The 24,645-nt window shown below is 44.2% G+C and carries 28 protein-coding genes and 1 pseudogene; 6 read left to right on the top strand and 23 right to left on the bottom strand.

The window, feature by feature from the left end:
* Nucleotides 1–139: 139 nt before the first annotated feature.
* Nucleotides 140–895 carry an SDR family oxidoreductase gene (locus AN963_RS21545; RefSeq protein ID WP_055746620.1) on the bottom strand — a complete coding sequence of 252 codons (756 nt, stop codon included), beginning with the start codon at nucleotides 893–895 and terminating at the stop codon, nucleotides 140–142.
* Between the two features lie 151 nt (nucleotides 896–1,046).
* Here AN963_RS21545 and AN963_RS21540 point away from each other — a divergent pair, with 151 nt between their 5' ends.
* Together AN963_RS21540 and AN963_RS31245 are read left to right on the top strand one after the other, a co-directional pair.
* Nucleotides 1,047–2,183, top strand: coding sequence for a DUF3626 domain-containing protein (locus AN963_RS21540; RefSeq protein ID WP_055746619.1), 1,137 nt, complete (start codon nucleotides 1,047–1,049; stop codon nucleotides 2,181–2,183).
* A 19-nt stretch (nucleotides 2,184–2,202) separates the two neighbouring features.
* The gene (locus AN963_RS31245) at nucleotides 2,203–2,361 is read left to right on the top strand and encodes a hypothetical protein (RefSeq protein ID WP_161827300.1); all 159 of its coding nucleotides are present in this window, start codon (nucleotides 2,203–2,205) and stop codon (nucleotides 2,359–2,361) included.
* A 102-nt stretch (nucleotides 2,362–2,463) separates the two neighbouring features.
* Here the strand turns inward: AN963_RS31245 and AN963_RS21535 are convergent, their stop codons facing one another.
* The 3 genes from AN963_RS21535 to AN963_RS30495 all read right to left on the bottom strand — a co-directional run bounded on the left by AN963_RS21535 (nucleotide 2,464) and on the right by AN963_RS30495 (nucleotide 4,899).
* Nucleotides 2,464–3,225, bottom strand: a complete 762-nt coding sequence (locus AN963_RS21535; RefSeq protein ID WP_055746618.1) for a MerR family transcriptional regulator — start codon at nucleotides 3,223–3,225, stop codon at nucleotides 2,464–2,466.
* A 178-nt stretch (nucleotides 3,226–3,403) separates the two neighbouring features.
* The gene (locus AN963_RS21530; protein ID WP_055746617.1) at nucleotides 3,404–4,690 is read right to left on the bottom strand and encodes an APC family permease; all 1,287 of its coding nucleotides are present in this window, start codon (nucleotides 4,688–4,690) and stop codon (nucleotides 3,404–3,406) included.
* A 23-nt stretch (nucleotides 4,691–4,713) separates the two neighbouring features.
* Complete coding sequence (locus AN963_RS30495) at nucleotides 4,714–4,899, bottom strand: DUF1272 domain-containing protein (RefSeq protein WP_083497026.1); 186 nt, start codon at nucleotides 4,897–4,899, stop codon at nucleotides 4,714–4,716.
* Between the two features lie 169 nt (nucleotides 4,900–5,068).
* Between AN963_RS30495 and AN963_RS21525 the strand changes: the two genes are divergently transcribed.
* Nucleotides 5,069–5,410, top strand: a complete 342-nt coding sequence (locus AN963_RS21525) for a nuclear transport factor 2 family protein (RefSeq protein ID WP_055746616.1) — start codon at nucleotides 5,069–5,071, stop codon at nucleotides 5,408–5,410.
* A 185-nt stretch (nucleotides 5,411–5,595) separates the two neighbouring features.
* Here the strand turns inward: AN963_RS21525 and AN963_RS21520 are convergent, their stop codons facing one another.
* The 8 genes and pseudogenes from AN963_RS21520 to AN963_RS31235 form a co-directional block, all read right to left on the bottom strand.
* Nucleotides 5,596–6,477, bottom strand: a complete 882-nt coding sequence (locus AN963_RS21520) for a hypothetical protein (RefSeq protein ID WP_055746615.1) — start codon at nucleotides 6,475–6,477, stop codon at nucleotides 5,596–5,598.
* 652 nt (nucleotides 6,478–7,129) lie between these two features.
* A complete protein-coding gene (locus AN963_RS21510) occupies nucleotides 7,130–8,062 on the bottom strand; it encodes a manganese-dependent inorganic pyrophosphatase (protein WP_055746613.1) in 933 nt (310 codons plus the stop codon).
* Between the two features lie 364 nt (nucleotides 8,063–8,426).
* Nucleotides 8,427–9,041 carry a class I SAM-dependent methyltransferase gene (locus AN963_RS21505; RefSeq protein ID WP_055746612.1) on the bottom strand — a complete coding sequence of 205 codons (615 nt, stop codon included), beginning with the start codon at nucleotides 9,039–9,041 and terminating at the stop codon, nucleotides 8,427–8,429.
* A gap of 141 nt (nucleotides 9,042–9,182) precedes the next feature.
* A pseudogene (locus tag AN963_RS32090) lies at nucleotides 9,183–9,425 on the bottom strand (DinB family protein); the annotation flags it as partial.
* The gene (locus AN963_RS21495; RefSeq protein ID WP_055746610.1) at nucleotides 9,421–9,825 is read right to left on the bottom strand and encodes a DoxX family protein; all 405 of its coding nucleotides are present in this window, start codon (nucleotides 9,823–9,825) and stop codon (nucleotides 9,421–9,423) included. The gene AN963_RS21495 and the pseudogene AN963_RS32090, both read right to left, overlap by 5 nt.
* On the bottom strand, nucleotides 9,826–10,410 hold the full coding sequence (locus AN963_RS21490; RefSeq protein ID WP_055746609.1) for a dihydrofolate reductase family protein: 585 nt from the start codon (nucleotides 10,408–10,410) through the stop codon (nucleotides 9,826–9,828).
* A 19-nt stretch (nucleotides 10,411–10,429) separates the two neighbouring features.
* Nucleotides 10,430–11,224 carry an alpha/beta fold hydrolase gene (locus AN963_RS21485; protein ID WP_055746608.1) on the bottom strand — a complete coding sequence of 265 codons (795 nt, stop codon included), beginning with the start codon at nucleotides 11,222–11,224 and terminating at the stop codon, nucleotides 10,430–10,432.
* Between the two features lie 26 nt (nucleotides 11,225–11,250).
* Nucleotides 11,251–11,397 (bottom strand): VOC family protein, encoded by a 147-nt coding sequence (locus AN963_RS31235; RefSeq protein ID WP_161827299.1) that lies wholly within the window; start codon nucleotides 11,395–11,397, stop codon nucleotides 11,251–11,253.
* A 146-nt stretch (nucleotides 11,398–11,543) separates the two neighbouring features.
* Here AN963_RS31235 and AN963_RS21480 point away from each other — a divergent pair, with 146 nt between their 5' ends.
* Nucleotides 11,544–12,239 carry a DUF3102 domain-containing protein gene (locus AN963_RS21480; protein WP_055746607.1) on the top strand — a complete coding sequence of 232 codons (696 nt, stop codon included), beginning with the start codon at nucleotides 11,544–11,546 and terminating at the stop codon, nucleotides 12,237–12,239.
* 109 nt (nucleotides 12,240–12,348) lie between these two features.
* Here the strand turns inward: AN963_RS21480 and AN963_RS21475 are convergent, their stop codons facing one another.
* Both AN963_RS21475 and AN963_RS21470 read right to left on the bottom strand, forming a co-directional pair.
* Nucleotides 12,349–12,849, bottom strand: coding sequence for a hypothetical protein (locus tag AN963_RS21475; protein ID WP_083497095.1), 501 nt, complete (start codon nucleotides 12,847–12,849; stop codon nucleotides 12,349–12,351).
* A gap of 296 nt (nucleotides 12,850–13,145) precedes the next feature.
* Nucleotides 13,146–13,349, bottom strand: coding sequence for a hypothetical protein (locus AN963_RS21470; RefSeq protein ID WP_055746605.1), 204 nt, complete (start codon nucleotides 13,347–13,349; stop codon nucleotides 13,146–13,148).
* Between the two features lie 266 nt (nucleotides 13,350–13,615).
* Here AN963_RS21470 and AN963_RS21465 point away from each other — a divergent pair, with 266 nt between their 5' ends.
* The gene (locus AN963_RS21465; RefSeq protein WP_055746604.1) at nucleotides 13,616–14,113 is read left to right on the top strand and encodes a DinB family protein; all 498 of its coding nucleotides are present in this window, start codon (nucleotides 13,616–13,618) and stop codon (nucleotides 14,111–14,113) included.
* A gap of 115 nt (nucleotides 14,114–14,228) precedes the next feature.
* Here AN963_RS21465 and AN963_RS21460 read toward each other — a convergent pair whose 3' ends face one another.
* From AN963_RS21460 to ileS, 8 genes are all read right to left on the bottom strand, one after another.
* Nucleotides 14,229–14,999 carry a UPF0489 family protein gene (locus AN963_RS21460; RefSeq protein WP_055746603.1) on the bottom strand — a complete coding sequence of 257 codons (771 nt, stop codon included), beginning with the start codon at nucleotides 14,997–14,999 and terminating at the stop codon, nucleotides 14,229–14,231.
* Between the two features lie 192 nt (nucleotides 15,000–15,191).
* Nucleotides 15,192–15,500: a hypothetical protein gene (locus AN963_RS30950; RefSeq protein WP_152985710.1), complete on the bottom strand. Its 309-nt coding sequence runs from the start codon at nucleotides 15,498–15,500 to the stop codon at nucleotides 15,192–15,194.
* Nucleotides 15,497–15,703 (bottom strand): DUF4926 domain-containing protein, encoded by a 207-nt coding sequence (locus tag AN963_RS21455; protein WP_055747818.1) that lies wholly within the window; start codon nucleotides 15,701–15,703, stop codon nucleotides 15,497–15,499. Before AN963_RS21455 ends, AN963_RS30950 begins: the two co-directional genes overlap by 4 nt.
* Before the next feature lie 434 nt (nucleotides 15,704–16,137).
* Nucleotides 16,138–16,935, bottom strand: a complete 798-nt coding sequence (locus AN963_RS21450; RefSeq protein WP_055746602.1) for a fumarylacetoacetate hydrolase family protein — start codon at nucleotides 16,933–16,935, stop codon at nucleotides 16,138–16,140.
* A gap of 539 nt (nucleotides 16,936–17,474) precedes the next feature.
* Nucleotides 17,475–18,149, bottom strand: a complete 675-nt coding sequence (rpiA, locus tag AN963_RS21445; RefSeq protein WP_055746601.1) for a ribose-5-phosphate isomerase RpiA — start codon at nucleotides 18,147–18,149, stop codon at nucleotides 17,475–17,477.
* A gap of 98 nt (nucleotides 18,150–18,247) precedes the next feature.
* A complete protein-coding gene (gene wrbA / locus AN963_RS21440; RefSeq protein WP_055746600.1) occupies nucleotides 18,248–18,865 on the bottom strand; it encodes an NAD(P)H:quinone oxidoreductase in 618 nt (205 codons plus the stop codon).
* Nucleotides 18,866–18,974: 109 nt separating this feature from the next.
* On the bottom strand, nucleotides 18,975–19,913 hold the full coding sequence (locus tag AN963_RS21435; RefSeq protein ID WP_055746599.1) for a ring-cleaving dioxygenase: 939 nt from the start codon (nucleotides 19,911–19,913) through the stop codon (nucleotides 18,975–18,977).
* A 39-nt stretch (nucleotides 19,914–19,952) separates the two neighbouring features.
* On the bottom strand, nucleotides 19,953–23,033 hold the full coding sequence (gene ileS, locus AN963_RS21430; protein ID WP_055747817.1) for an isoleucine--tRNA ligase: 3,081 nt from the start codon (nucleotides 23,031–23,033) through the stop codon (nucleotides 19,953–19,955).
* Nucleotides 23,034–23,140: 107 nt separating this feature from the next.
* Between ileS and AN963_RS21425 the strand changes: the two genes are divergently transcribed.
* Nucleotides 23,141–24,034, top strand: a complete 894-nt coding sequence (locus AN963_RS21425) for a LysR family transcriptional regulator (RefSeq protein ID WP_055746598.1) — start codon at nucleotides 23,141–23,143, stop codon at nucleotides 24,032–24,034.
* A gap of 82 nt (nucleotides 24,035–24,116) precedes the next feature.
* Here AN963_RS21425 and AN963_RS21420 read toward each other — a convergent pair whose 3' ends face one another.
* Nucleotides 24,117–24,629, bottom strand: coding sequence for an N-acetyltransferase (locus tag AN963_RS21420; protein WP_055746597.1), 513 nt, complete (start codon nucleotides 24,627–24,629; stop codon nucleotides 24,117–24,119).
* Between the last annotated feature and the right edge of the window lie 16 nt (nucleotides 24,630–24,645).

Here is a 24,645-nt window from a genome sequence, read left to right as displayed (position 1 = left end):
TATTTTTTCTAGAGCCCTTTCCCAGAATCTGCAGCGTTCTCCTCACCCCAATTTGGAAGTCCGCCGTGGCAGTCTGTCCCACTACTTTTCGTTCCACGTTCTCTATCCCCTTCTCCCTTATACACTTTTCACTAAAGACCTACCTACGTAAAAAGCCGCCCTCTGAGTTGATGACTTGTCCCGTAATCCACTGACCTTCGTCGCTTGCCAAAAAAACCGCCAAGCGCGCAGCGTCTTCTGGCTGTCCCATTCGCCCCAATAAAAATTGGGACTTCAGCGACTTTTCGAGCTCGGGCGACATCCAGCCGGTATCGGTAGGGCCTGGGTTGATCGCATTCACAGTGATTCCCAGTGGTGCTACCTCCGCAGACAGAGTGAGGGTAAAAGCTGAAATGGCCCCTTTGCTCGCCACGTATGCCAGTTCACCGAGCATTGGTCCTTGGCCCTGGCCAGAGGTGAGGTTGATAATTCTTCCTTTCTTCTGGTTGGATTGTTGCAAGCGACGAGAGAATTCCACACTCAGTAAACAAGTCGCTCTCACATTAACTGTGTAGTGAGCGTCCAATGTTTGGGCATCCAAGAGCTCGAAACCATCCCGAGTGGAGTAAGCGGCGTTGTTTACCAGGATAGTTGGTGCACCTACTCGTTCCGTAGCACCATCGAGCACTTGTAGCGGAGCTGCCGGATCAGACAAATCAATTTCCATGTCCTCACAGCGAACTCCATATTCCCTTATTTCCTTTTGGAAGCTGCTCGCCCAATCTGCTTCAGCCTGCCAATGAGTAAAAAAAATATCCGCTCCCTCTTGTGCAAATGAACGGGCAATCGCTGCTCCTATGCCTTTTTTATGACTAACACCGGTTATGACCGCGATATCTCCTTTGAGTCTGGTCATGGTTTCACTCCTTGTTCGTCCTGAGATTACTACTAGTCTATTTAGCGCAACAATTGTTCTTTTCCTGTTTTTCCAAAAAATGATTTTCACACAAGTAGCGTTGTTTTACAATGGATAGAACTTTTCCTATGTATAACGAGGAGGATTCTCCATGGATGAAACCGTCGATCAGCCCCGCTCTCCCCTTTCACAGACTGCTTTAACCACCGCACAGGCTCAAGCACTGAACCATGTTCACTCGAATGCGAGACTCTCGCAAAATCGCATGCGCAAAATAGCAGAGACTATCCTTCTAAATGCCGGCGTGACCTTTGCGACCGTTGAGGATTTACTCGCAAGGATCAACCAACATGCTCGCGTCACTCTCAACTTTCATCCGGACCGCATCCTTCCCACAGGCATCACCGTCATAGAAGGTCTTCTTTCTAGCGGTATTTATCAGAGCCAGTTTGTGACCGGCGTTACAAATGGAAGCCGAACAGCCTTTCCTGGTGGAGATCGTGATTGCTGGGAGGAAAAATTGTTCGGTGGGGCGTATCAAGCTTCCAACGTACTGGAAAAGGAACGCCCCAAATACGGTGCTCTCAATCTTATGGATTATGCGGATGGCGCTTCTCCGCGTTTTGGTTCTTGCTATTTTCAACTGCGCCCTCATTTGTTGCGTCGTTGTACCTTCACTTTCGGAGACAGTCATACTGGACCGGAGTATATCGGAACAGGAGAATGCTTCGATAGTGTCCTCGCTGCGCTCCTTCAAGGCGTCGAAACGAACGGAGAGGCTCTCGGCTCACCGAATATGAATATACCAGCAGTAGTCAATCAGCTTATGGGGCTCCAGCCATTTGAATCTGCGTCTACGAGTCGCCGAGTCGGTCGTGCGTTGGACGACTATGTGGAAGCACAAGTGCATGGAGACATTGATTTGTCCACGGATGTCGAGGCACTAATTGCTGATCCTTCCTATCAAAATACGCTTACAGGTGCGCAGCTCCTGCAGTTATGTGACAGGTACGGTATCAAGCAAATCTGGCATCCGGGATTTCGTATCGCCGTACAGGACGTACCCGAAGACTTTCGCGGGCCCACTATGCCACCACTTGCCATGAGAATCAATCAACGATTCGGTTTGACCGCTGGTGTGCTCGATGCCGCTACAATCGGGAGAGCCGCAGCTGACTTTTACCACCAACCGGGCAACTGGAAAGATTGGGACGTGCCAGACGTGACATGGCAGCATCTGAAGCAGATCTGGCATGTGCTCGTCAGATATGGGCGACAAGATCCATAAAACGTATAGGAAAGATCGTATGGAAGAAGAGTTAATACCGCTGCGTGCGGAGAACGAATACTTAAAAAAGTTGTGGGAACCTGCAAAGGGGGCAAGCGAAAAACGAAACCCATCTGCGAAGACGTTGGAAGATGCAAATCTAAAGGAGAAGATCCTCGAATGTCATAAACAGCCTTAGCCCGGTACAATACCGAACTAAGGCTGTAGCGTAATGAGGCTTGTTTTCGTGCTGTCCACTTGACAGGGGTAAGTTCATCTTGATAGCAGCCTTTCTTTTTTATCAATCCTTCCCTACATAAACCGCGACAGCATCCCTTAAAAACGCAGCAACTCCCGGCTGATCCTTGTCGTAGTATGCGGTGAAACGCGGATCGTCCATGTACATTTGAGCAAGCCCCATATGAGCTTCCTTGCTATATTCGTCCCAGTAAAAGCTAAGCCACTGCCGATGAAGTGCAACCGCGCTCTGGGCTAGCTCGCCTGCAGGATCTCCCGTCTCAAATGCATTTGCCAACGCTTCATGGATGGTAGCAGCCAACTGCTCAAGATGCGCATGCTCTTCCTCGGTCATTCCTTTAATCTTCTGATTCGACTTGTTGATTGGTTCATCTCCGTACTTGGCTCGAATTTCTTCACCATACTGCTTTTCATTATCGTCTATCAGCTTTTGCTTGAAGCCTTCGAATTTTTGTTGGTCACTCACCGTTCCCGTCCCCTCTCTCTGGGCTAGCGTCCGATCGACATTTGCGATCAGCGCATCTAATTGTTCTCGTTTTTCCAGGAGCTTTATCCGATGCTCCCGTAATGCCTGGTCAGCGTCAAAGGTCGGTGACGTGATGATCTCGTTGATTTCCTCCAAGCTTACACCCAGCTCTCGGTAAAAAAGGATTTGCTGCAAGCGATCCACCTCTGGCTGTCCGTAGATGCGATACCCAGACGAATTGATTCTCGCCGGCTTGAGAATACCAATTTCATCGTAGTATCGGAGCGTCCGAGTGCTGACACCCGCCAGGAGCCCCAGTTTTTGCACCGTATATTCCATGGTCATCCCTCCCGACGAATTCATCGTACACATTTACGGACCGTCAATGTCAATGGCATTTCTCTAAAAAAAATGCTGGATAATTGTAAAAAAAAGATCGTCCTCTTCTACCTGTAGTGTTCGTCAGACAGAAAAAGACTCATACCCAGCGACGGGAATGAGTCTTACCTTTTCATGTTTAGGTTGTCGGCACCTTCAAGTCGATGCGCCGCTTTCGTCTTTCCCAGACATTTACAATGATCAGGATAGCGACTGGATATAGTCCCGACCAACCTAGGAAGGGATATAACCCTAACGAAACGACCAACGAAATCCAGGCGCATAGTTTGCCCAATCGCGAATCGCGCAACAGGCGAATTCCAGCAAAGCAACCCCCGATGTAAGTGGCAAAGAAAGTCGCATTTGGCAATTGAATCAGTTGAGAAAAGGAAATCATCCCGCTGGCAAGAACGTACAACACCACGATGAACGCAACCATGATGAACGCGAGTCCTCCGATAGGGGTACGGTACTTCGGATGCAAAATCCCAAACCATTTTGGAGCGACCCCTTCTTGTGACAAGGCATACGCGATACGAGAGGCGGCACTCACATAGGCATTGGCAGAAGCAATGCAAATAAACAGAGCTGTTACTGCGACGATCCAGCCGCCGATAGGTCCCAAACTGAGCTGTACCATTACGCTCAAGGATGCAGCGGACATCTGGTTTCCATAGCTATGAGTGCCCACGGTCAAAAAGGCAACTCCAAAGTAGAGCAGTGCTACGACCCCCGCACTCCACAAAACGCCGCGAATCGCATTCCTCTGTGGATTGACAAACTCCTGTGAAAGATGCGTAACAGCTTCCCATCCAATAAAGCACCAAAATAGCAAAACCGCAGTCTGCATGACGCTATACCATCCGTTTGGCATAAATGGTGTAAAGTTAGCCGCGTCGTAGTGCGGAATGGCTGTACAGATCGCGAGTACTAGGATCGCGATGATGAGTGAAACGACGATCGTCTGTACTTTCCCTGCCAGTTGCAAACCAAACACATTCATAACCAGTACGATGAAAAAGATCAGTGCCGCTACGCTATAGATCTGGACATCCCCCCAATTCATCAGGATGGCCAAGTATTTCGCGCCGGTTACTGCCAAAATCGGACCGCCGATCGGGACCGCCAAAAGAAAAAACCAACCAACTGCATTGCCAAAGCGATCCCCGAAAGCAAGGCGTACAAAATGCGATACTCCTCCCGAATGAGGATGCCTCGCAGATAATAGCCCCATTGTGATCGCCATAGGGACAACTAAAATGGACATCACCATCCACGCCAAAATGGATGCAGGTCCAGCCAACTCTGCCGTCAGACCGGGAATGAGCAGAATCCCTGACCCAACTACCGCCCCAATGTAGAGGGCCACAATTTGGGGTAACGATAACGTTTCTTGAAAGGCAGATTTCGTGGAAGCTTGAGCCATGGGTAGCCCTCCTTTTTATCGGATTACCGATTGATTTTTATTCTCTTTGGTCGTTTAACCAGCTCTCCACCACAATTCGGGCAAATGCCGTTTTGTCCCGCCGTACAAGTCGGACAAAATGTGCACTCGTAGCTACAGATATAAGCCTCCTGATCCATTTCGATCTGCTTTTCACAAAGTTCACAGCTTGCTCTCATTTCCAATGCCACCGATGATTCCCCCTATTTCATTGCGTACTCTCATCATAATAAAAAACTGCCCTTCTAAAAGGGGCAGTTTTTCCATTTTCTATAAGGTCAGTTACTTTCCATCCTCATTGCGTATTTTTCTAATCTTCTGCTAACATGTGTAGTGAATCAACCTAGAGGAGGAAGAACGATGACACCCGAAAAAATTGTACAGCTTCAGTTGGATTACTATAACAAGCAGGATGTCGAGGGCTTTGTTTCCACCTATACATCTGACGTGCAGATTGTGGAGCATCCGAGCGGGAATGTTCTAGTCAGTGGTGCAGATGAACTGAGAGCGCGCTACGCGAAAATGTTCCAAGCTAATCCGAACAACCGTGCCGAGATCAAAAACCGAATGACATACGGCAACTTTGTCATCGATTTGGAGGAAGTGAGCGGCAGAGACAATCGAGAACCCTTTCAAGCTGTCGCCATCTATGAAGTAAAAGAAAACCTCATTAGCAAGGTTACTTTTTTGGAAAAAGAGTAGAATGGATTCCCTCACACCTTGTTTTTACCGCATTGGTTGGCAGTCAGATTCCTGACATCGATGTACTTAGCAGGCTGTCCGAAACGGGTTTGCGTGGGAACAAGATTCAACCATCTCAAAAAAATAGAGCGGAGATCTCTCCGCTCTGTCCCTTCACAGCCATCTTCGCCCATTCTTTCAGCTGACTAGTCTATTAATACTTTCCAATGCTCATACGAATGTACCGCAATCCCACCGAAAGACGGATGGTCCGCCAGCAATACAGGAAGCTTGGATAGCTCTTGATTCAACTGTTGCGCCCCTTCTTCATAAAAAGAGACAAAATTGCCTTCGTTGCTTTCCTTGGTTTCTACGCCGAGCATGATTTTTTTCCCAAGGTCGTCAGCCCAGCCTAGTTCTTGCGGGACAAGCGCAGAAATGCTGTTTGGCCCTTCTGCACGATCTCGATAAGACATGATCGCCACTTGATCGTGTTGAGCGATGAGCGACTGGCTGAGAGTCATATTGGGAGCTTCCGGCAAGTAATATTTGTCCAACCAGAAGGGAATGTCACAACCGATTTCAAGCCCAGCGTCCTGACGGGCAAGGTCAACATACGTCTCCACATTTTCCATCCACTGTTGAATGACCGATTCCTGGTCGGTTTTCCATTCCGGTAGCAAATATGGCTCGATATCGAGGTGCAGCCCCGTGAATTTTTCCTCGTCAGACACACGCTGATTGTAAGCCAGTAGCCAGTTCGTCAGCGCCAGAATCTTCCCCTGATTTTCTCTCAATGCCCACTTCGGACTTCCGCTCAACGCATGTACATCTACCCCAGCACGATGAGCGTCTCGAATAAACGACTGATAGTAGGCTGGCTTTTTGGAAATGTCGACCTGCAGATAGATCAGGTTTACTCCCTGCTCCTTGCTAAACGAGAGAATCTCATTCGGCTCAGAAGCGATCAATTCCGTATGCCACAGCCATGTCGCTTTTCGATTCTCTGACGGAGAAGCGAATCCTGTCAAAACAAAGAACAATGATAACAGACATACGTATGCAACAGCACGTGATGCAACTTTCACTTTGCGTCCTCCAGATGTTTTTGAGGCTTGGCCCTCAAACATAGTAATATCCTTACCCTTTATTTCATATCGGCGCTTTTGCTGTTTTTCATAAGTGTAAGGAAGGAGTGAGTAGATGATACCCGCGCAAAGCAGTGTGGGATGCATTCGTGTCCGAATGAAAATGTGAAGAGTGTGAAACATCCATTCCCTTATATCGTCATACAAGGAAATGCTTGGGGGGATGTTATTTGAAGTCCGGTTTCAGTTCTTTGCTACTTACCTTTATGATCTTGACATTCCTCGTTTGTTCGGGTTGTAGTGATGGCCCCATCATGACGGAAGATCAAGCTATTCAGATCGTCAAAGACGAGTATGACGCCCCCTACTTCCCTATCAAAATAATATCGGTGAAACGAGCTGATGGTTACTACGAAATCATCTGGACACGAGATAGTAACTGCGAGGGTGGCACGATGAAAATAAATGCCCTTACAGGTGAATCGGAGGCCGAACACCGCATTTGTTAGTCGGTTATTGTGTGTGAGAGATCATTACCTTTTTGTAAGTCCCCTTCGGGAATACACTGGAAGTATTACAATAAGGTGTTTCGCGAGACAAAAAAACTGCCGGCAACTTCTGCACCGGCAGTTTTCTTATATTTGACCTTCCCTTACAGGCTCGCGAACGTGTCCGTCAATACAGGTACGATTTGTTTTTTGCGGGAAACAACGCCTTTGAGGACAGCCTTGTTATCAACCAGCGTCACATTGTACGCTTTCTCAACTGCGTTGGTTGCTTTTCCGATCGCTACCGCCACCGAATCGTTGTTCAAGATGTCTGTTACCGCAAACAGGAACAGATCCAGTCCTTTGTCGGCAACGATGGCAGAAATCGCAGCTTCCAGCTCAGCTTGGCGACCCAACACATCGTTTACATCTACTGCGTTTACTTGAGCGATTTCTACTTTTGCGTTGCCCATTTGGAATTCTTTCGCATCCAAGGACAGCAGCTGCGCAATGGATTTGTCGCTCAGATCTGCGCCCGCTTTCAGCATTTCCAGACCGTATTGCTCTAGGTTTACTCCAGCGATCTCAGCGAGCTCATGGGCTGCCGCTACATCTTGCTCGGTGCAAGTCGGAGATTTCAACAACAGGGTGTCGGAAATGATAGCGGACAGCATCAAACCCGCGATTTCTTTTGGAATCTCTACGCCGTTTTCTTTGTACAGCTTTTTCAGGATGGTCGTGGTGCAGCCAACCGGCTCTGCACGGAAGTAGAGTGGGTTGCTGGTCTCAAAGTTTGCAATGCGGTGGTGGTCAATGACTTCTACCACTTGCACTTGCTCGATGTCATTCGCGCTTTGTTGGCGCTCGTTGTGGTCGACCAAAATGACTTCGTTTACTTCATTCGCTACGGTATCCACCTGGCGAGGTGCTGCTACCTTGAAGTAGTCCAGTACGAATTGGGTTTCGCTGCTGACTACACCGAGGCGAACTGGCTCTACATTCGCTCCCAGTTTGGTTTTCAGATCCGCGTAGATCAGTGCAGAACAAATGGAATCCGTGTCAGGATTTTTATGACCGAAAATGAGTTTTTTTTCCATGATCCATACTCCTTAGACTTGTTTTGGCGACAAAATTATACCACAGGGTTTAGGATATTCCCAAGTAACATTATAGGTTCAAACGCCTTGATTGAAAATAAGAATAGCAGCCTGAACAGATAAATTGTTCAGACTGCTATCTCCTTGCCATTTTACGAATCTGAGGGTGGGGAGCAACGATTGAACCGTCACGCTCTCTCTGACCCCCTACTACCAGTTCTGCGCTCGCGAAGCTTCGTAATATGCGCAATATGGTGAAGATTGTACCACGCAAAAAACGAAAGGGCCGCGTCCAGCTTTTAAGGGATAATATAGTTTTAGACTAGAGAAGTTGATCTAACGTTGATTTTCGATTCAAAAAACTTCAGCCCTCTCCTTTGTTTGGCGACGCCCACACCAAATGAACGGTATTAAACTTGTAGCGCTCCATATGATGTATATGAATCGGGGAATGCTGAAAAATATTGATCATATTACGATCCAGATGACAACCGACAACGCGTTGGAATATCGGCTCGATGATCTTTTGGGTGCTGCCAATCAATCGGTTTGAACTGAGACCATGCTCCATTAACAAAATTTGACCGTCCGGCTTGCACCACCTGTTAAAAGATTCCAACACTCTAACAGGATATTCGTAACCGCAAAAGGATAATGTCGAGACAATGGTATCAAATGAGTTTTCAGGAAACGAAATAGATTCAATATCGGATTGAATGAATGTGGCCCGAACATTGCTAGCCGTGGCGGACTCTTTTGCCTTGGATAACATAGCACCGCTGAAATCGACAGCAGTCACATCCACATTTTTGGGGTAAAAGTAAAAATTCGCTCCGGCACCAACAGCTACCTCAAGAACCTTCCCCTTTGCACTCCCGATCAATTTTTCCCGCCATTTCCGTTCTGACTGCTTCTTCCTTCTCATTTCGTAAATTTTGGATTGATTATCGAATTTACGGATGAGTTTCTCTTTGTCCATAGTACCCTCCTCCAATAAGCGACGATCAGACCTTGAATAACTCAAGCAGATGTTCTGTTGGCGGTTGCGGTAATTGAGCAAGCATGATTTGTATAATGGAACTTTCGAACCCGTTAGTTGAATCACAACTAGCATATAGTGTTATACCCTATCCTCTCGATATGCCTGCCTTACCCGCTCGATCTGGGCGAGGTGGTAACGGACATGCTGGACACGCAATTCCAGCAGCTCTTTGAACGTGTACCGCGCTCCATCGGAATATTCCCCGACCCGCTTAAGCTGCTCGGGAGTCAGATTTTCCAGAAGCGGCAGCATACTGGCCCGCAGCATTTAGAACAGGAGCAGATGCTGCTCGCGGTCCAACCGTTCATATCCCAGTTTATTCGTCCCGGTGAACTGTAACCTTGCTCGCTGGCAGTTGTTCCGCTATATGGCGATTGACAGGTCCCCTGACTACTGCGATCCATACAAGTAGAAAAAGCATAATAACTGGAACGATCACATCGCCAGCCGTCCCTTTAGCAAGCGATGATATCGTTGCACCGATCATAATCAACGCCAATAATATCGAACCGTAACGCGAAGAAGACCGAATGAGCAGCGCAATCGCTCCGACAATTTCCAGGATCCCAATTGCAATACGAAACCATGCAGGATACCCTAGCTTGTTGAAGACTTCCACCATTGCTTGCACACCCATTAGTTTAAGGACCGCCGCTTGAATAAAGATCAGCGCTATCAGAGCGAGTCCTACCCAGCCTGCATATTTCCACAATTTTCCCATCTACACCTCACCTCGTCTTATTCCGTAGACAAGTCCGACGACTCCGGAACTAAACGTTTTGGCTTCCGCAAGTTTAAGATCGATTCTGTCCTTGATATTTTTAAAGAGCGGTCTTCCGCCGCCAACAACAATAGGATTAACATTAATTCGATATTCATCAATCAAGCCGAGCTGCATAAACGTTTGCGCAAGGCCAGAGCTGGCCATCATCACAATGTTCTTGCCGGGCTGCTGTTTCATTTTCGCAACTTCTTCCGTAATATGTTCTTTTACCAGTCTGGAATTGCTCCATTCCACTTTGTCCAAAGTCTTGGAGAATACAATTTTCTCTGTTTTCTCAATCCAGACAGCATGTTCGGCATGGTACTTCGATTTTGACCAGACGGGATGCGCGGGTACAGTCGGCCAGAAGCTTTCCATCATTTGATTAGTCACACGTCCAAATAAAACGGTGTCTACGGTGTTTAGCAAGTCGGTGACATAGTTCTGTTCTTCCTCTGTATGGATAATCCAATCCATTTCACCGTTGGGTCCTGTTACGAAGCCATCAAGCGATACGTGCATGAGTAAAATGATTTTTCTCATTGCTATAGTCTCCTTTAATTTACATGGAGAAAAAATCAGTCAAAACGGGAGCGAGGAGATCTGGAGCCACGTTATGATCCTGACCTTCCAGGATGCGGCGCTTTGCATTAGGGAGAACGTTCACGAGCGCTTTCACCGCATTTTGCTGGTACTCGGGACTTTTCCCTCCTCCCATCACGAGCGTCGGGATCGAGACGGAAGACCACCGCTCGGCTGGCAAAGGGTTGCCCGACATGGTGTCACCCATGATTGTGCCGTCATAGACCAACGTGTGCGCTACGTCTTCCATCGCCGGCCAGAATGGCGCGCTTCGCATCGAGGCAACGAAATCGGCAGGAACGTCGGCTGCCTTCGTTAAGAAGTACTCGACCGCGTCGCCTCGGTGGCCCGACGATATCAGTTCTTTGAGCTGCGGCAAGTAATTCTCCGGCAGCGGAGGGCGAGTGCTGTCAACGACGAACGGCGGCTCGTACAATGCCAGACTCTCGATAGCAAGCTTGCGAGCCGCTTCGAGGGCGAGGACTGCACCGGAAGACATGCCGAATACGGATGCCGATCCGCCGGCTTCGTTGATGAGAGCTTCGATATCTTCGACTTCGCGCTCAACCGCGTACGTCGCAGTATCGCCGCTGTCCCCACGCCCCCGGCGGTCGTAGTTAAATACGGTAAAGTGGGGCGACAGAAGCGAAGCAAGCTGCGGCATCATCGGATCCGAACGAGTTTGAAATGCAGCGCATATCAGGACGATCGCCGGTCCATTCCCGGTTTTATCGAACGCAATGGTGGTGCCGTCTTTCGAAATTACTTTTCTCATTTTTATTACCTCCTCATGATTTGATTTTACTTCTGAACAACCATCAGTCCGTTGCCATCCGGGTCCTGAAACGTGAAGCATTGAACGCCTTGTCTGGACTCAATCCCGTTGGCTACGATGGCTCCCTTGGAGCGGACATGGTCCAGTGCGGCGGCCAGTCGGGCGCTGATCATCCCCCTTCTTAGTTGCTAGCTTTTTCCAGTATCCTCACTTTACAGCATTACGTTACGTAAGGATCAAGACATCCTTCCAAAAAATTATGTTGATATTAATCAAAACGTCCGATGGTATTCGGAGGTTCGAAGGAATTAATGTAAGGATGGAAGAGGAAAGCAACTTCCTGCTACCACACTCTACTGCCCGTCCCTTTTTGCTTGTCAGCATAAACTATACCCAAGCCGTAGCTTTGCTCGGTGTCCCTGTTAGTGAACCGGAAGTGTTTGTAAAAGAGAATGACGTGGAGAATATGTCCACACGTGATTTGCAAAAGGCTATAAAGGAAATGCAGCAAGCGATCAAAGAGAAAGAGAAATTGGAAGAGCAACTGCGGAATAGCGAAGAAAAAGCAGAGAAAGAGCGCATCGAAAGAGAGAAGCTACACGCGCGGTACGCTGAACTAGAACAGAAAGAGGTAGAACACGATGCAATAAAAAAACGGCTGAACGCTCAGCTTGAGCAGGCGCAAGAGTCTGGAATTAACGATGAGGCCAGAAGCAAAATCAAGGACCTTGAAAAGCAACTGAATGAAAAACCATTCGATGTACCAGGAGTAGTCGAAAAGGTTCCTGACGAAATCCAACGTGAATTGGAGGAGTTTGAGGGAACAAGTATGAGTCAAAACAATAAACCAGTGGTTAAGCTCTCCTACTGCTTTGAGAAACTGGTTAGTGGATTCCAAGAACTCCTTACTGCATTAGAAGAAGTAAAAGAGACTGATAATGGTGAGCAGGTGTTCAGTGATAATAAACTTTTAGACCGGAAACCCTTATGGTACAAGGAGTCCCGGTCTTCTTAGTCACTAGGTATTTGAAAATTAGTTTTAGACTATACGTCAGAATGAAGCTATCCATGGATCTAAACTGGATTATAAAGTTATAGATTGCCTCATTGAACTATCGAACCCGTTAGTTAAACGAATCTGGTGCCCACGTAGAGATGTCTCCTCCAGGAGTCGCTACTATAAGCCATTCTTGACCAGTGTATCCAGGCCCATCTCCAGCTTGCCAACATTCATACTTATCATGGTATCCATTTACAAAAAGTGTTTTTCCTGATTCGAATCCAATATGTAGATGTGGATATAGGCTACCTAATCTAACGGAAGTTACTTTCTCCCTACGTAACAAAAATACTGATTGATACGCTTCTTCTTCGGAGAAATCTATCATCTCTGCTTCGGATTTAGGAAAAACTCGGGTTTCTTTAGGGAACACAGCCCATCTTGATTCAATGTTTAACCATAGTTGGTCTGGAGAATGATTTGTGTAATGCTCAAAACGTATTAAAAACGCTCCCGGACCTAGACCAAATTTAACACCATCTAATTGGCTGCCAACAAATATATGGTTTAACACCTTCTCTGTGTATTGTTTATGTTCACTTTCCAACACAGTCACCTCTTTCATACCAGCCAAACTACTATACTTACACACCTGGTATCCACTCTTCGTTATCCTGCACAATAGCTTATTAAGGCTTATGATCCTGCACTATCGATCCATTGTGTTTATGCTCCGAGATAAACTGCCCGTTTTCCTAGAAAAGGTATCCGATCGTTAAGGCTTCCTTTATGTTTGGATTTTTGAATTATCGAACCCGTAAATTTAATAGAGTTCCGATATCCTTTTGCAGTGATATCTCAGATCATCAAGCGAAAACAATTCGGTTTTAGGGTAATCTAATGAATTGCTTTCGGACCATGTTAAGTGGACAACAGCATATTATTTAATTCATTGATCCAAAAAATCACATCATCATTATCTATACGATTTGCCAGAGCAGTAGCTGTTTTTCCGAAAAGTATATGGGAATCCGATAATTCACGAATTAATTCTATCTTAAATACATTTGCCCTATCTCCTGTTATAGCTTCCCATGGTATTTCTAAAAAGTCTAATTCATCCATTAAAGATCATTCCCTAATTATAGAAGAATCTTTAAGATTCAACATACTGTTAAGCTATCGAACCCGATTGTTGAATAATAAACGTAGCTCTCTGCTTTACTTAATTTCTCTTTGTGTTAAATCCTCAACTTCCCAAGGCACTTGTATGTTCCTCTTAATGGATTCCTTGGCGTTTTCCGCACTTTATTTGCTCTTGTAAATGCATAGCACCAAGTGATAGAACATAGTTATAACAAATGGATACTTGGAACCGAAAGGAGAATTGTATGGATAAATTTGAAGAGTATTTAATTAAAACCAGAGAGCAGTTGTTAAATGAGTTTTCTTTTCTAAGTTTTGATGAATTCAATCGAAGATTTGAGATGGAAAAATGGAGTATAGCTCAGGTTTGTCATCATTTGTTTATTACGGAAACTTTGTTCGCAAAAGCAATTGTATTTGGGCTTGATCAAAAGAAACCAACCGACACAGAACACATACCGATTCAGTTTGTGTCAGATAGGTCCAATAAGATTCAAGCGCCTAAGATTTCAGAACCAAGTTCCGAACCTTTTCAAGTTCTGCAAATCATTCAATTATTAAACGATTCAAGAAATAAATTAATGTATGTTCTTAGTAAGATAGATGACAAGTCGGTTTTGAGGGCAATAGCAGTAAAGCATCCTGTTTTTGGTAACTTACCATTAGATCAATGGGTTGAACTATTGCATTTACACGAGCAACGACATATAGAGCAAATTAAAGATCTAAAAGCACTGTGCTAACAGAAAAGTTAGTCCAAAGAGGAAGCGGACCGAACGTTGTTTCTCCTGAAGAAGCGCAAACCTCCCGTTCTCACAGAATACGTGAGAGCGGGAGGTTTTTTCCTAGAACCATGCTCTACCATCTCTGCCCACAGGCGATGTCTATCTCGAACGCCTCCATAAAAGCACCAAGTAAAAATGCAGCCTCCTCTTCTCCGCCGCAATACTCCGGAGAAAGGGCAATGGTAATCACATCCCACTGGCAAAGGTTCCGTAGCGTATGCAAGGAAGCACGAATCTCCTCGATCGGTTGCAGCCTGGGCGTCACATCCTCAGACAGGTTGAAATAATCGAGATCAATATCTAGAATCTTGGTCTGCTGCGTGTCCCATTTCTTCTGGTCAACATCGCTGAGAAATGAAAGCACATCCCGAAACCGCTGATGCGTGTACGTACATCCTGCCGGCAGTTTGGTGATGATGTTCTGACAATTCTCGTTTCGTTTATGGATCGCATCATAACGGAGCATCTCGAGCGACAGTACCTCGTCATCTTGATGAGAGACAAATATGGTTTCTCCGATCGTATCTCGTGCTACACTGGCCCATATAAAATTGTCGATTTGCATGCAATCTGGTGGACAGGCCTGTCCGCTCGCATAATCATGCCCTTGTGCTACCGCCATGATCTGCTCTACACTTTTTGCCTCTAACAAGCCAGGGACAAACACTCCGTCCGGTGTATCATCCAAATGGGCGTCTACATGCACAAGCAATGATTGCTGGCGCAGATTCCCTTTCAACCGTTCAATCTCCCATGCCGCAAACGCCCAATTATGCTGCCGCATGATGTACATTTGCCGCTCTGGAAAAACGACTTTCCAATCAAAATTGTGAAACCACTCCACTCTGATAACCTCCGCTGAGCTCTCTTATATTTTTGTATACCCCGTCTTTTCCACCAGGAACTGCCCTTGCTCGGACAAATGGCCCCAGTCTAGAACTTTATTGTCCAGTCTAATTCTTAATTAATCAGTCTATATCTATGTTATCTCTGCACATCTGATACTTTTGTTATGCTATCGAACCCGTTAGCGTAGTCACCAACCTCGAATATAATTCCTCCAAGGTCCTGTTTCAGCTTTGTCTCGCTCTTTTAAATCGGTGAAATCCCAATCTATTTTACCGCAACCTTTACAAGGAATTGGGTAATGCTTAGTTTGATCATTTATTCCGATATGAGTTATGAACCATTTTGTATGATCATGAGGATCATAGTAGAGCCTTAAATGCTCGTCATCATGTAAATATTGTTCAGTACAACAAGAACAGACAACAACCACATAGTCAGCAAATTTATTATGGACTCCACTAATATCAAACTTCTCGTTATCCACTCTAATACTCAATGGCTCTCACCCGCAAGTTCAATGTCGCCTGGTCTTACAGCAAACAATGCCTTTGTAATTCCACCGTCACCCACAAACTCTAATTCGTAACCTTCCATTGGGTTTGTATAAACTTCTACAACAGTTGCAACCTCTCCCTTAAATACACCTTCTTCGGAGAAATCTTTTAGCAATCTCACCACATCATATAAACTAAATTTCACGAGAAATCCCATCACGTTTTGCTCGATTATTTTTATCCATATTTTAACATAATTTATTGAGGAAAACTGCCCGTTAGGTTAACAAAAGAAGCTGCCTCAGAAGGCAGCTCTTGTTCTTACTGTTATGCAACCATCGAACCCCGTTAACTCTTCCTCATTCTAATACTTTATTTTTCAATCTAGAACTTTATTTTCACAGAACAGCCGTTACTTATAGTACGGTTCCCCGCACTTGATCTTAAACTAATCTCCAGCTAGTTGAATAGCTGACCGCCAGTCTAACACTTTATTTCTCAGTCTATTACTTTAATTTGCGGCCAAATATTTTATTTTACAGTCTACAACTATATTTTTATGGAACAATTGCATTCATTCGCCACCGCCTTTGATAGCTGCGTTCTTCCAGTTCTCAGTGGTCCATAATTTTTCTATTACTATTTTACATAATTGCATAGTTTCCCGATATTCTTTACTTCCACGGTCACAACATCTCCTGACTTCATTGGACAACTACCAGAAGGTGAACCAGTAGCCAAAACATCACCTGGCTCCAGTGTCATAACCTGCGAAATCCAACTAATAAGAAAAGGAATTGAAAGTGACATCTGATTCGTATTACCATCTTGTACAACTTTACCGTTCAAAGTTGTAACAATTCGTAAATTCGATGGATCTATACCGGTCACAATCCACGGACCAATTGGACCAAATGTATCAAAACCTTTACCGCGTGTGAACTGGGGATCGGTTTTTGTAAGATCTCTAGCAGTCACATCATTAAATATAGTACAACCAAAAACATAATCTAATGCGTCCTCTTCTTTTATATTTTTACCCCGTTTCCCAATAATGAGTGCTACTTCCCCCTCCATTTCCACCTGCTTGGTTAATTCACTTGAAGGAAGAATGATATCCGCCCCATCTGGAATCAAAGAAGAAGGTGGTTTTAAGAGCAAAAACGGTTCCTTGAGATTGGCTTGTCCCCCAGTCTCTTTTGCATGTCCAGCGTATGTCCAGCCGAAGTTAACTACTTTTGTGGGTACAACAGGCTCTAAAATTTTCACATTGCCAAAAGCAACTATTACGCCATCAAATTTCAGTTCATTGCTTACAATTTCAGTAAAATCATTAGACAATTGTAAAATTTCGTCACCATCAACAATTCCATAGTATATTTCACCGTTATTATTCTGATAACGAACTATCGTTTGTGTTTTTTGTAGTACCAGCATTCCTATACCCTCCAACTAAAGATTAAATATTAGCATTTCAACAACATGGATTGGTGCATGCTTTCAACCGATTCAGCCAATCTTACCTTAGAAAATTAAGTATTAGACTTATCAAACCTTCCGTACAATAGGCCAGTCAAAACATGCATCTATTTCATCTGACTTCTCCATAATACCCAAGGAACTTTCCCTAAAATCCTTTACTTCCTTGTTCTTGACTTGGTATAGTGTGTACCCTATATCTATTAATGCCTTCATGATGATGTAGCCGTAATTCCCCCAGTAGGTTCTAACAGGATAAAAAAGTCCTTCGGAGAAATTCCGTTACGATCTGCCACTTCCCTTAAGAATTCTAAGCAACCTGCTATTCCATTATTCCATCACTATCTGCAATAGTTTCATTGTCTTCTTTTTCTTCCATGAACCCTTAGGATATTGGAGCTCTTCATAAGATATACAAGCAACTACATGAAATTTGCATCCTATATCAATTCCTACATAGAATGAATAAAATACAACGCCACATTTCTGTTTCAACCTCAATTTTTCTTAGACAATACTTTTAGCCCATTTGAGGTTCCAATGATCACAGTGTCGGCCATGGATATAAAAAGACCTGTATCAACAACACCGGGTAAAAGTTTAATTGTTCGATCAAGTTTAGCTGGATTTTCAATATATCCAAAAGAACAGTCCAAAATATAGTTACCATTGTCAGAAACGTATGGGCAACCATTCACCCTACGTAATGTTGGGACGCAGTTTAACCCCTCAATCCGTTTGGCTGTAACTTCCCATGCAAAGGGAACGACTTCAATAGGTAGTGGGAATTTTCCGATTTCCTCGACAGCCTTAGATTCATCTGCCACTATAATTAGACGATTAGAAGCAGCTGCGACTAACTTCTCGCGTACGAGTGCTCCCCCTCCCCCTTTAATCAGATCCAATGATGAATTAAACTCATCAGCACCATCAATTGTCAAATCTAATTCTGTTGATTGTGCAAAAGTTTCTAGTGGAATACCTAATTCACTAGCTAAATAACTTGTTTGTTGGGAAGTAGGGATGGCACGAATTTGTATTTCCCTCTGTTTTACTAATTCACCCAATTTACGTATTGTCCAATAAACGGTAGATCCGGTACCTAGCCCAATTGTCATTCCATCTCTAATATATTCCACTGCTTTCTCGCCTGCTAATTTTTTTAAATTCATACGAGTCCTCCACCAAAAAATTATCGTTAGAGCCAAACAATTTAAAGGAAAACCACAGTAAAAACTGTGGTTTTCCAACAATGTATAGAGATAATTTTTTATTGCATTCCTTTTTTAACCCATTCAGCTACCGTAACCACACGCTTGGCTTGATGTTCAACGGCATTTTGATAAGCTTCCTTATCTCCAACAATTTGATTGTTTTGATCGACAGATACACTTGTACCATATGGATTCCCTCCGGCAGCGAACAAGGAAGCATCAGTATATCCTGGAGCAACTACTATTGCCCCCCAGTGATACATGGAGGTGTATAAGTTAAGGATAGTCGCTTCTTGACCACCGTGAGCGTTTTGAGCGGAAGTCATTGCACTTACCACTTTATTAACCGTTTTTCCATGGAACCAGATTCCACCTGTGGTATCCAAAAATTGTTTCATTTGGGCGGCAATGTTTCCGAAACGTGTAGGTGTACTAAAAATAATGGCATCAGCCTCAACGATGTCATCCGGTGTAATAACCGGAATATCTTTGGTGGCTTCCACATGGGCTTTCCAAGCCGGATTTCTATCAATCACTTCTTGAGTTGCCAATTCTTGAACCTTAAAGATTTTCACTTCCGCGCCGGCTTCCTTTGCCCCTTCCGCAGCCCATTGAGCTAATTGATAGTTAGTTCCGGTGGAGCTGTAATACACAATAGCAAGTTTGACACTCATGCAAAAAACCTCCTTAAATGGTTCGTTATATAACACACTCTACGCTATCCATTTCGTTCAAGTGGTAAACCTGATTCGACATAATCAATAAATCAGTCCTCTTGGTAAGTTAGTCTAATTCTCTTACTTGAAATGGCAACAACACACGTTCAATTTGTTCTCGATGCGATTCATATTGTTCAGGTAACATCAGATTTTCTCCCATGGTCTCATGTGACTCGTCGTGAGCGAAGCCTGGCGGATCTGTTGCGATCTCAAAAAGAATTTCGCCGTGCTCTCTAAAGTAAATCGCATTAAAATAGTTTCGATCTTGTACAGGGGTAACACCATAACCATGTGCTTCAACATGCTTTTTCCAAACCAATTGATCTTGGTCATGTAAAGCCCGCCAAGCAATGTGATGTACTGTTCCAACGCCCATAGCTCCTCTAGCCATAGGTGATAATTTTAGATCAATCACATTTCCGATATCAGCTGTGGAACGAAACCGGATGAAATCGCCTTCTGTGCCAATCATCTGTAGGCCCATCACTTTTTCCAATAGTTCTCCTGTTTTTTCCGGATGTAAAGATAAAAGGGTGGCTCCGCCAAATCCTTTTATTGCGAACGCGGAAGTGATTTCACCAAAATTCCAGGTGTTAGCTTCCCCTTCTTCTCTCCCAACTATTTCTAAATGCAGGCCGTGGGGATCGTCAAATTGTAGATACTGCTCTCCAAACCGTTCCATTTTTACAAAAGGGATTTGAAATTTCTCCAGTCTTTTTTCCCAAAAGTCCATAGCACCTTTCGGGACAACGTATGAAGTTACTCCCACTTGACCGCCGCCGATTACTCCTTGGTGAGCACCTGGCCATGGGAAAAATGTGATAATGGTACCCGGTTTTCCACTTTCATTTCCAAAATACAAATGATATGTTCCTGGATCATCAAAATTAACCGTTTGTTTTACTAAGCGCAAACCTAATACTCCTGCATAAAAATCCACATTTTCCTGTGGATGTCCTACAATTGCAGTAATATGGTGAATACCCATCGTTTTCATATTCATTTTGTACACTCCTTTGTCCAATTGCTTTGCTCATTTTTGTTATTCAATCAGTAACCCGAAGCTTTTGTCCCCAATCGAAACCGTCTCCATGCCAATTTTTTTAACAAATTTGACCTCCGACACTATTACGTTTTCCTGCAATACATGATCAAAACGTTCCAACGCTACTTTCATCTGGTCATCGACATCAAGAGTAAGTATCACTCGTTTTTCAATAGGGAAATCCATTTTCTTACGGTAATCTTGAATCACACGGATGACTTCACGAACCATCCCTTCCTGTTCTAGTTCCTCTGTTATCGTCGTTTCCAAAGCAACATTGATTTGGTAACCCGAAGCAGTAGCGAAGCCCTGCTTACCATGCTTTTCTACAAGCAGTTCATCAAGCGTAATACGGACAGCTTCGTCTGAAAGAATGACATCCAGGAAACCCCTGTCCATAACTTGTTTGGCTTCGGTGATGGATAGTTGCTTCAAACGATCTTGAATCGTTCCAACGAGTTTCCCGTATTTTTTACCGGCAACTTTTAAATTAAGTTTAAAGTGGTAGGTAATAAAGCTGCTGTCACTTTGCTCTACTCGGATTTCTTTTACGTTTATCTCATCTTTGATGATGTTCGCGAACCTACTCATGTTGAACGGGCGGTCTATGGAGACGATAAGTTCGGACAGAGGCTGGCGTGTCTTGATTCCGCTTTCGTTTCTGATGTTCCGAGCTAGCTCAACGATTTGACGGGCGGTTTCCATTTCGCTTTCGAGAGTTTCATCGATAACTGCCGTATTCACCTGTGGATAATCTGTTAGGTGCACGCTTTCTTCGCCGCCAAGATTTCTATAGATGTCATCTGCAATGAGTGGTACATACGGCGCAATCATGCGGGCCACCGTCAATAACACCTTGTGTAGTGTTTGGTAGGCGGAGACCTTGTCCTCAGTAATCCCACTGCTCCAAAAACGGTTACGGGAGCGGCGGATGTACCAATTACTAAATTCGTCGATAAACGCTTCTATGTGCTTTGCCGGATTTAGAAAGTCGTATGTTTCAAGTCCTTTTACTACGTTTTGCTGGGTGGAGTTCAGCCTCGAAATCAGCCAGCGATCTAACTCGTTCTCAAACGCTTTCTGAGGGTAGTCCTCTGGCCTGTATTGATCGATCGTTGCATATAGCGAATAGAAAGCATGCGTGTTATGAATCGTATCGATCACTTTAGACTTCGCTTCGGCTACCATTCTTTTAGAAAAATGCTTGTTGCTCCACGGCGCACTGTCAGAAAGCAGGGCCCACCGGAACGCATCAGTCCCAAATTCTTCTATGACTTCCCATGGATCGATGCCATTCCCTTTACTTTTAGACATCTTTTGTCCGTTTTCATCAAGAACGTGCCCAGTTGAAATGACCGCTTTGTATGGTAATTTTCCGTTATACAGTGTGGATACCGCCAGCAAGCTAAAGAACCAGCCTCTTGTTTGGTCGATACCCTCGGAAATTATGTCAGCAGGATACTGCTCCTGGAACAGTTTCTCATCACCAAAGGGATGGTGGTATTGGGCAAATGGCATCGATCCGCTATCAAACCAAACATCGATGACTTCTGGTGTTCTTTTCATGGTTCCACCGCATGAGCAACGCAATTTGACATCATCTACGAAAGGTTTATGCAACTCCAGGTCTTCATTCACGACCTCGACTGACTTCTCGCGCAGGTTTTTCAGGCTGTCTGGAGCATACTCGGTCCCGCAATCCTGGCAAAGCCAGATGTTCAGAGGAGTTCCCCAGTACCGATTTCGGCTGATATTCCAATCGACGAGATCTTCCAGGAATTTACCGAAACGTCCTTCTCGTAAATGGGAAGGGTACCAATCAATTTTCCTGTTGTTTTCAATAAGCTGTTCTTTTATCGCGGTCGTTTTGATGAACCAGCTTTCAATAGCATAGTAAAGAAGAGGAGATTTACAGCGCCAGCAAAAAGGATAGCTGTGCTCATAACGTTCTTTAGAGAACAGAAGATTACGGAACGACAAGTCTTTTACGATATCGACGTCACAATCTTTGACGAAGCGTCCGGCGTAGTCGCTGATTTGATCTGTGTATCGTCCAGCCAGATTTACTACGTTAACGAAATCCAATCCGTGCTGAATGCATGTGCGATAATCGTCTTCCCCGTGCGCGGGTGCCGTATGAACGATACCAGTACCACTTGTATCGCTGACATAGTCAGCATCTACGACGATATGACCTTTATTTACATGAAAAAAACCAAACGGCGGCTCATAAGCTGTCCCTATGAATTCTGATCCTTTGTGCGTAGACAATACTTCATAGTTCTCTTTCATTACTTTCTCTACAAGATTTTTAGCAACTACGTATACCTCATCGTTCAGTTTTACCCGCGCGTATTCGATATCTTTGTTGATCGCTAAAGCCACATTAGACGGGAGGGTCCATGGCGTTGTTGTCCAAGCAAGAAAGATATCCTTCCCAGTTTTGCTTCTGAATTTCACCGTTGCACTCAAATCTTTGACGTTGTCATAGCCTTGCGCCACTTCGTGAGAGCTTAGTGTCGTTTGGCAGTCAGGACAATATGGACTCACGCGGTGTCCTTTATACAAAAGACCTTTTTTATGTATGACAGACAAGATGTGCCAGACGGATTCGATATAATCGTTAGTCAGAGTGACATAGGGGTCCTCCATGTCAGTCCAATAGGCTATGCCTTCTGTAAGTTCTCGCCACTGCTTTTCATATTCGAACACACTATTTTTGCACTCTTCCACAAATTTGGCGACTCCGTAATTTTCAATCTCCTGTTTTCCCGAGATGCCAAGCTGCTTTTCTACGCCAAGCTCTACTGGAAGGCCATGCGTGTCCCATCCGGCTTTTCGGATGACTCTGAATCCTGACATTGTTTTATAGCGGCCGATAAAATCTTTAATCACGCGACCGAGAACATGACCGATATGAGGCAGTCCATTGGCTGTAGGAGGCCCTTCATAAAACACAAAGTTCGGTTTGCCCGCCCGATTATCAATTGATTTTCTAAATGTATTCTCTTGTCTCCACTGATTCAAGACACGCAACTCTCGAACTTTGGCTTTTTCTTTCACATCCACTTTTCTCATGTCTTTCATCCTTCCTCCGTATATATTAAGATTGGGTAAAGCCCAGATAAAATTGCGGCTCCCCAAAGAATCAGCTCGCCAATGCTTATTGGAGGAATAATAGATTTATGAATAAATCATTATTGCAATTAATGGTTAAAATTGCTGATACAAAGAGTTTCACACAAGCTGGAAAAGAATTGAATATGACTCAGCCAGCTGTAAGTAAAGCAGTCAACGGTCTTGAGACAGAACTTGGGGTGACTCTTTTGATTCGAAATCGTCGTCATGGAGTCAAGCTTACACCTATAGGCGAACGCATCATACGTATTTTCAGAGCAATTTTATCCGATTATGAAAAGGTTGATCAGGAAATTGCTCATGAATTGGGACTTGAAAAAGGGCTAGTCAGAATAGGCGCATTTCCTGAGGCCTCCTCTTATTTCGTCCCTAAAATTATCAGCCACATAACTAAAAAATATCCTAATATCGAATTTACCATTTTAGAAGGAACTGTAACCGAAGTGAAAGGGTGGATCGATACCCAACGTATTGATATCGGATTTATCATTGCTAGTCCACCAGATAAGGAATTCAACACCTTTCCACTACACCAAGAAGAAATGTATGCTGTGCTAAACAAGGAACATCCTTTTACTACAAAGAATATGATTCAAGCAACAGATCTCTTGGATCAGCCTTTGATTTTTTGCAAATCAGGATTTGAAACTCCAGTTATAGATTGGTTTGAAAAATCCCGCGGGAAACCGAAAGTGAGATACGAAATCAATAACTATATGACAGGAATTAATTTGGTTCATGAGGGGCTCGGTATCGCAATCATGCCCGAATTAACCCTGTTACATTTACCTGAAAACGTCCTTATACGCAAACTTGATCCCCCAGTGTATCGTAATATTCATATGTCCGTTTTGTCGTTTGAGGATAGTGGGATTTCTGTAAAATTATTTATTGAAACAGCACTGCAATTATTTCCGCAATTCTTTGCTAGATTCAAATGACCTCTGTAAAAAAGTCGCGAAACAGCACAGTGCTGCGCGACTTTTTTACATAGTTCCTAGAATCATTTGAACCTATATTTTATTACAACAGTACATCAGCATAATCTTTATGGCGGTCAAATTGACTTTTGGCAAAAGGACATAATGGCATAATCTTGATTTCTTTCGTCCGAGCAAATTCGACTAATCTCTTCACTAACGCCTGTCCTACACCTTGACCTTTTAGACTATCGGAAACGATCGTGTGATCTACTATAATAATATGATTTCCATTTTGAACGTAATGAATTTCAGCTTCTTTATGATCCTCTTCTCCAACATAAAAACCGTTCGTACCTTCTTTAATTTCGAACATTTGTTTTCCCCCATTCAAAAGGTTTGATTTCCATACATATTCCAACGCACCACTTGGACAATTATTAATTTGAGATGCTATTTTATCAGCCGTTTCTCCATCGACATGAACCCATGGTTTCTTTTTAATATTGAATACTCCGGGTAACCCACTAACACATTTTGCCGAATGAACGCATCTTCCTGGGTGAAATATAACGTCGAGATCTTTCCCTACATATTGCTTAAAATCATCACTCAATATCTTTCACTCTCCC

Origin of the sequence: Brevibacillus choshinensis (assembly GCF_001420695.1) — a bacterium.
Taxonomy (GTDB): domain Bacteria; phylum Bacillota; class Bacilli; order Brevibacillales; family Brevibacillaceae; genus Brevibacillus; species Brevibacillus choshinensis.
This window is presented reverse-complemented; position numbering and strand designations above follow the sequence as displayed.

Coding starts and splice junctions, on each gene's coding strand:
- AN963_RS21545 (WP_055746620.1), bottom strand. CDS start 895: ATGACCAGACTCAAAGGAGATATCGCGGTCATAACCGGTGTTAGTCAT.
- AN963_RS21540 (WP_055746619.1), top strand. CDS start 1,047: ATGGATGAAACCGTCGATCAGCCCCGCTCTCCCCTTTCACAGACTGCT.
- AN963_RS31245 (WP_161827300.1), top strand. CDS start 2,203: ATGGAAGAAGAGTTAATACCGCTGCGTGCGGAGAACGAATACTTAAAA.
- AN963_RS21535 (WP_055746618.1), bottom strand. CDS start 3,225: ATGGAATATACGGTGCAAAAACTGGGGCTCCTGGCGGGTGTCAGCACT.
- AN963_RS21530 (WP_055746617.1), bottom strand. CDS start 4,690: ATGGCTCAAGCTTCCACGAAATCTGCCTTTCAAGAAACGTTATCGTTA.
- AN963_RS21525 (WP_055746616.1), top strand. CDS start 5,069: ATGACACCCGAAAAAATTGTACAGCTTCAGTTGGATTACTATAACAAG.
- AN963_RS21510 (WP_055746613.1), bottom strand. CDS start 8,062: ATGGAAAAAAAACTCATTTTCGGTCATAAAAATCCTGACACGGATTCC.
- AN963_RS21505 (WP_055746612.1), bottom strand. CDS start 9,041: ATGGACAAAGAGAAACTCATCCGTAAATTCGATAATCAATCCAAAATT.
- AN963_RS21495 (WP_055746610.1), bottom strand. CDS start 9,825: ATGGGAAAATTGTGGAAATATGCAGGCTGGGTAGGACTCGCTCTGATA.
- AN963_RS21490 (WP_055746609.1), bottom strand. CDS start 10,410: ATGAGAAAAATCATTTTACTCATGCACGTATCGCTTGATGGCTTCGTA.
- AN963_RS21485 (WP_055746608.1), bottom strand. CDS start 11,224: ATGAGAAAAGTAATTTCGAAAGACGGCACCACCATTGCGTTCGATAAA.
- AN963_RS31235 (WP_161827299.1), bottom strand. CDS start 11,397: ATGATCAGCGCCCGACTGGCCGCCGCACTGGACCATGTCCGCTCCAAG.
- AN963_RS21480 (WP_055746607.1), top strand. CDS start 11,544: ATGGAAGAGGAAAGCAACTTCCTGCTACCACACTCTACTGCCCGTCCC.
- AN963_RS21475 (WP_083497095.1), bottom strand. CDS start 12,849: ATGAAAGAGGTGACTGTGTTGGAAAGTGAACATAAACAATACACAGAG.
- AN963_RS21470 (WP_055746605.1), bottom strand. CDS start 13,349: ATGGATGAATTAGACTTTTTAGAAATACCATGGGAAGCTATAACAGGA.
- AN963_RS21465 (WP_055746604.1), top strand. CDS start 13,616: ATGGATAAATTTGAAGAGTATTTAATTAAAACCAGAGAGCAGTTGTTA.
- AN963_RS21450 (WP_055746602.1), bottom strand. CDS start 16,935: ATGCTGGTACTACAAAAAACACAAACGATAGTTCGTTATCAGAATAAT.
- rpiA (WP_055746601.1), bottom strand. CDS start 18,149: ATGAATTTAAAAAAATTAGCAGGCGAGAAAGCAGTGGAATATATTAGA.
- wrbA (WP_055746600.1), bottom strand. CDS start 18,865: ATGAGTGTCAAACTTGCTATTGTGTATTACAGCTCCACCGGAACTAAC.
- AN963_RS21435 (WP_055746599.1), bottom strand. CDS start 19,913: ATGAATATGAAAACGATGGGTATTCACCATATTACTGCAATTGTAGGA.
- ileS (WP_055747817.1), bottom strand. CDS start 23,033: ATGAGAAAAGTGGATGTGAAAGAAAAAGCCAAAGTTCGAGAGTTGCGT.
- AN963_RS21425 (WP_055746598.1), top strand. CDS start 23,141: ATGAATAAATCATTATTGCAATTAATGGTTAAAATTGCTGATACAAAG.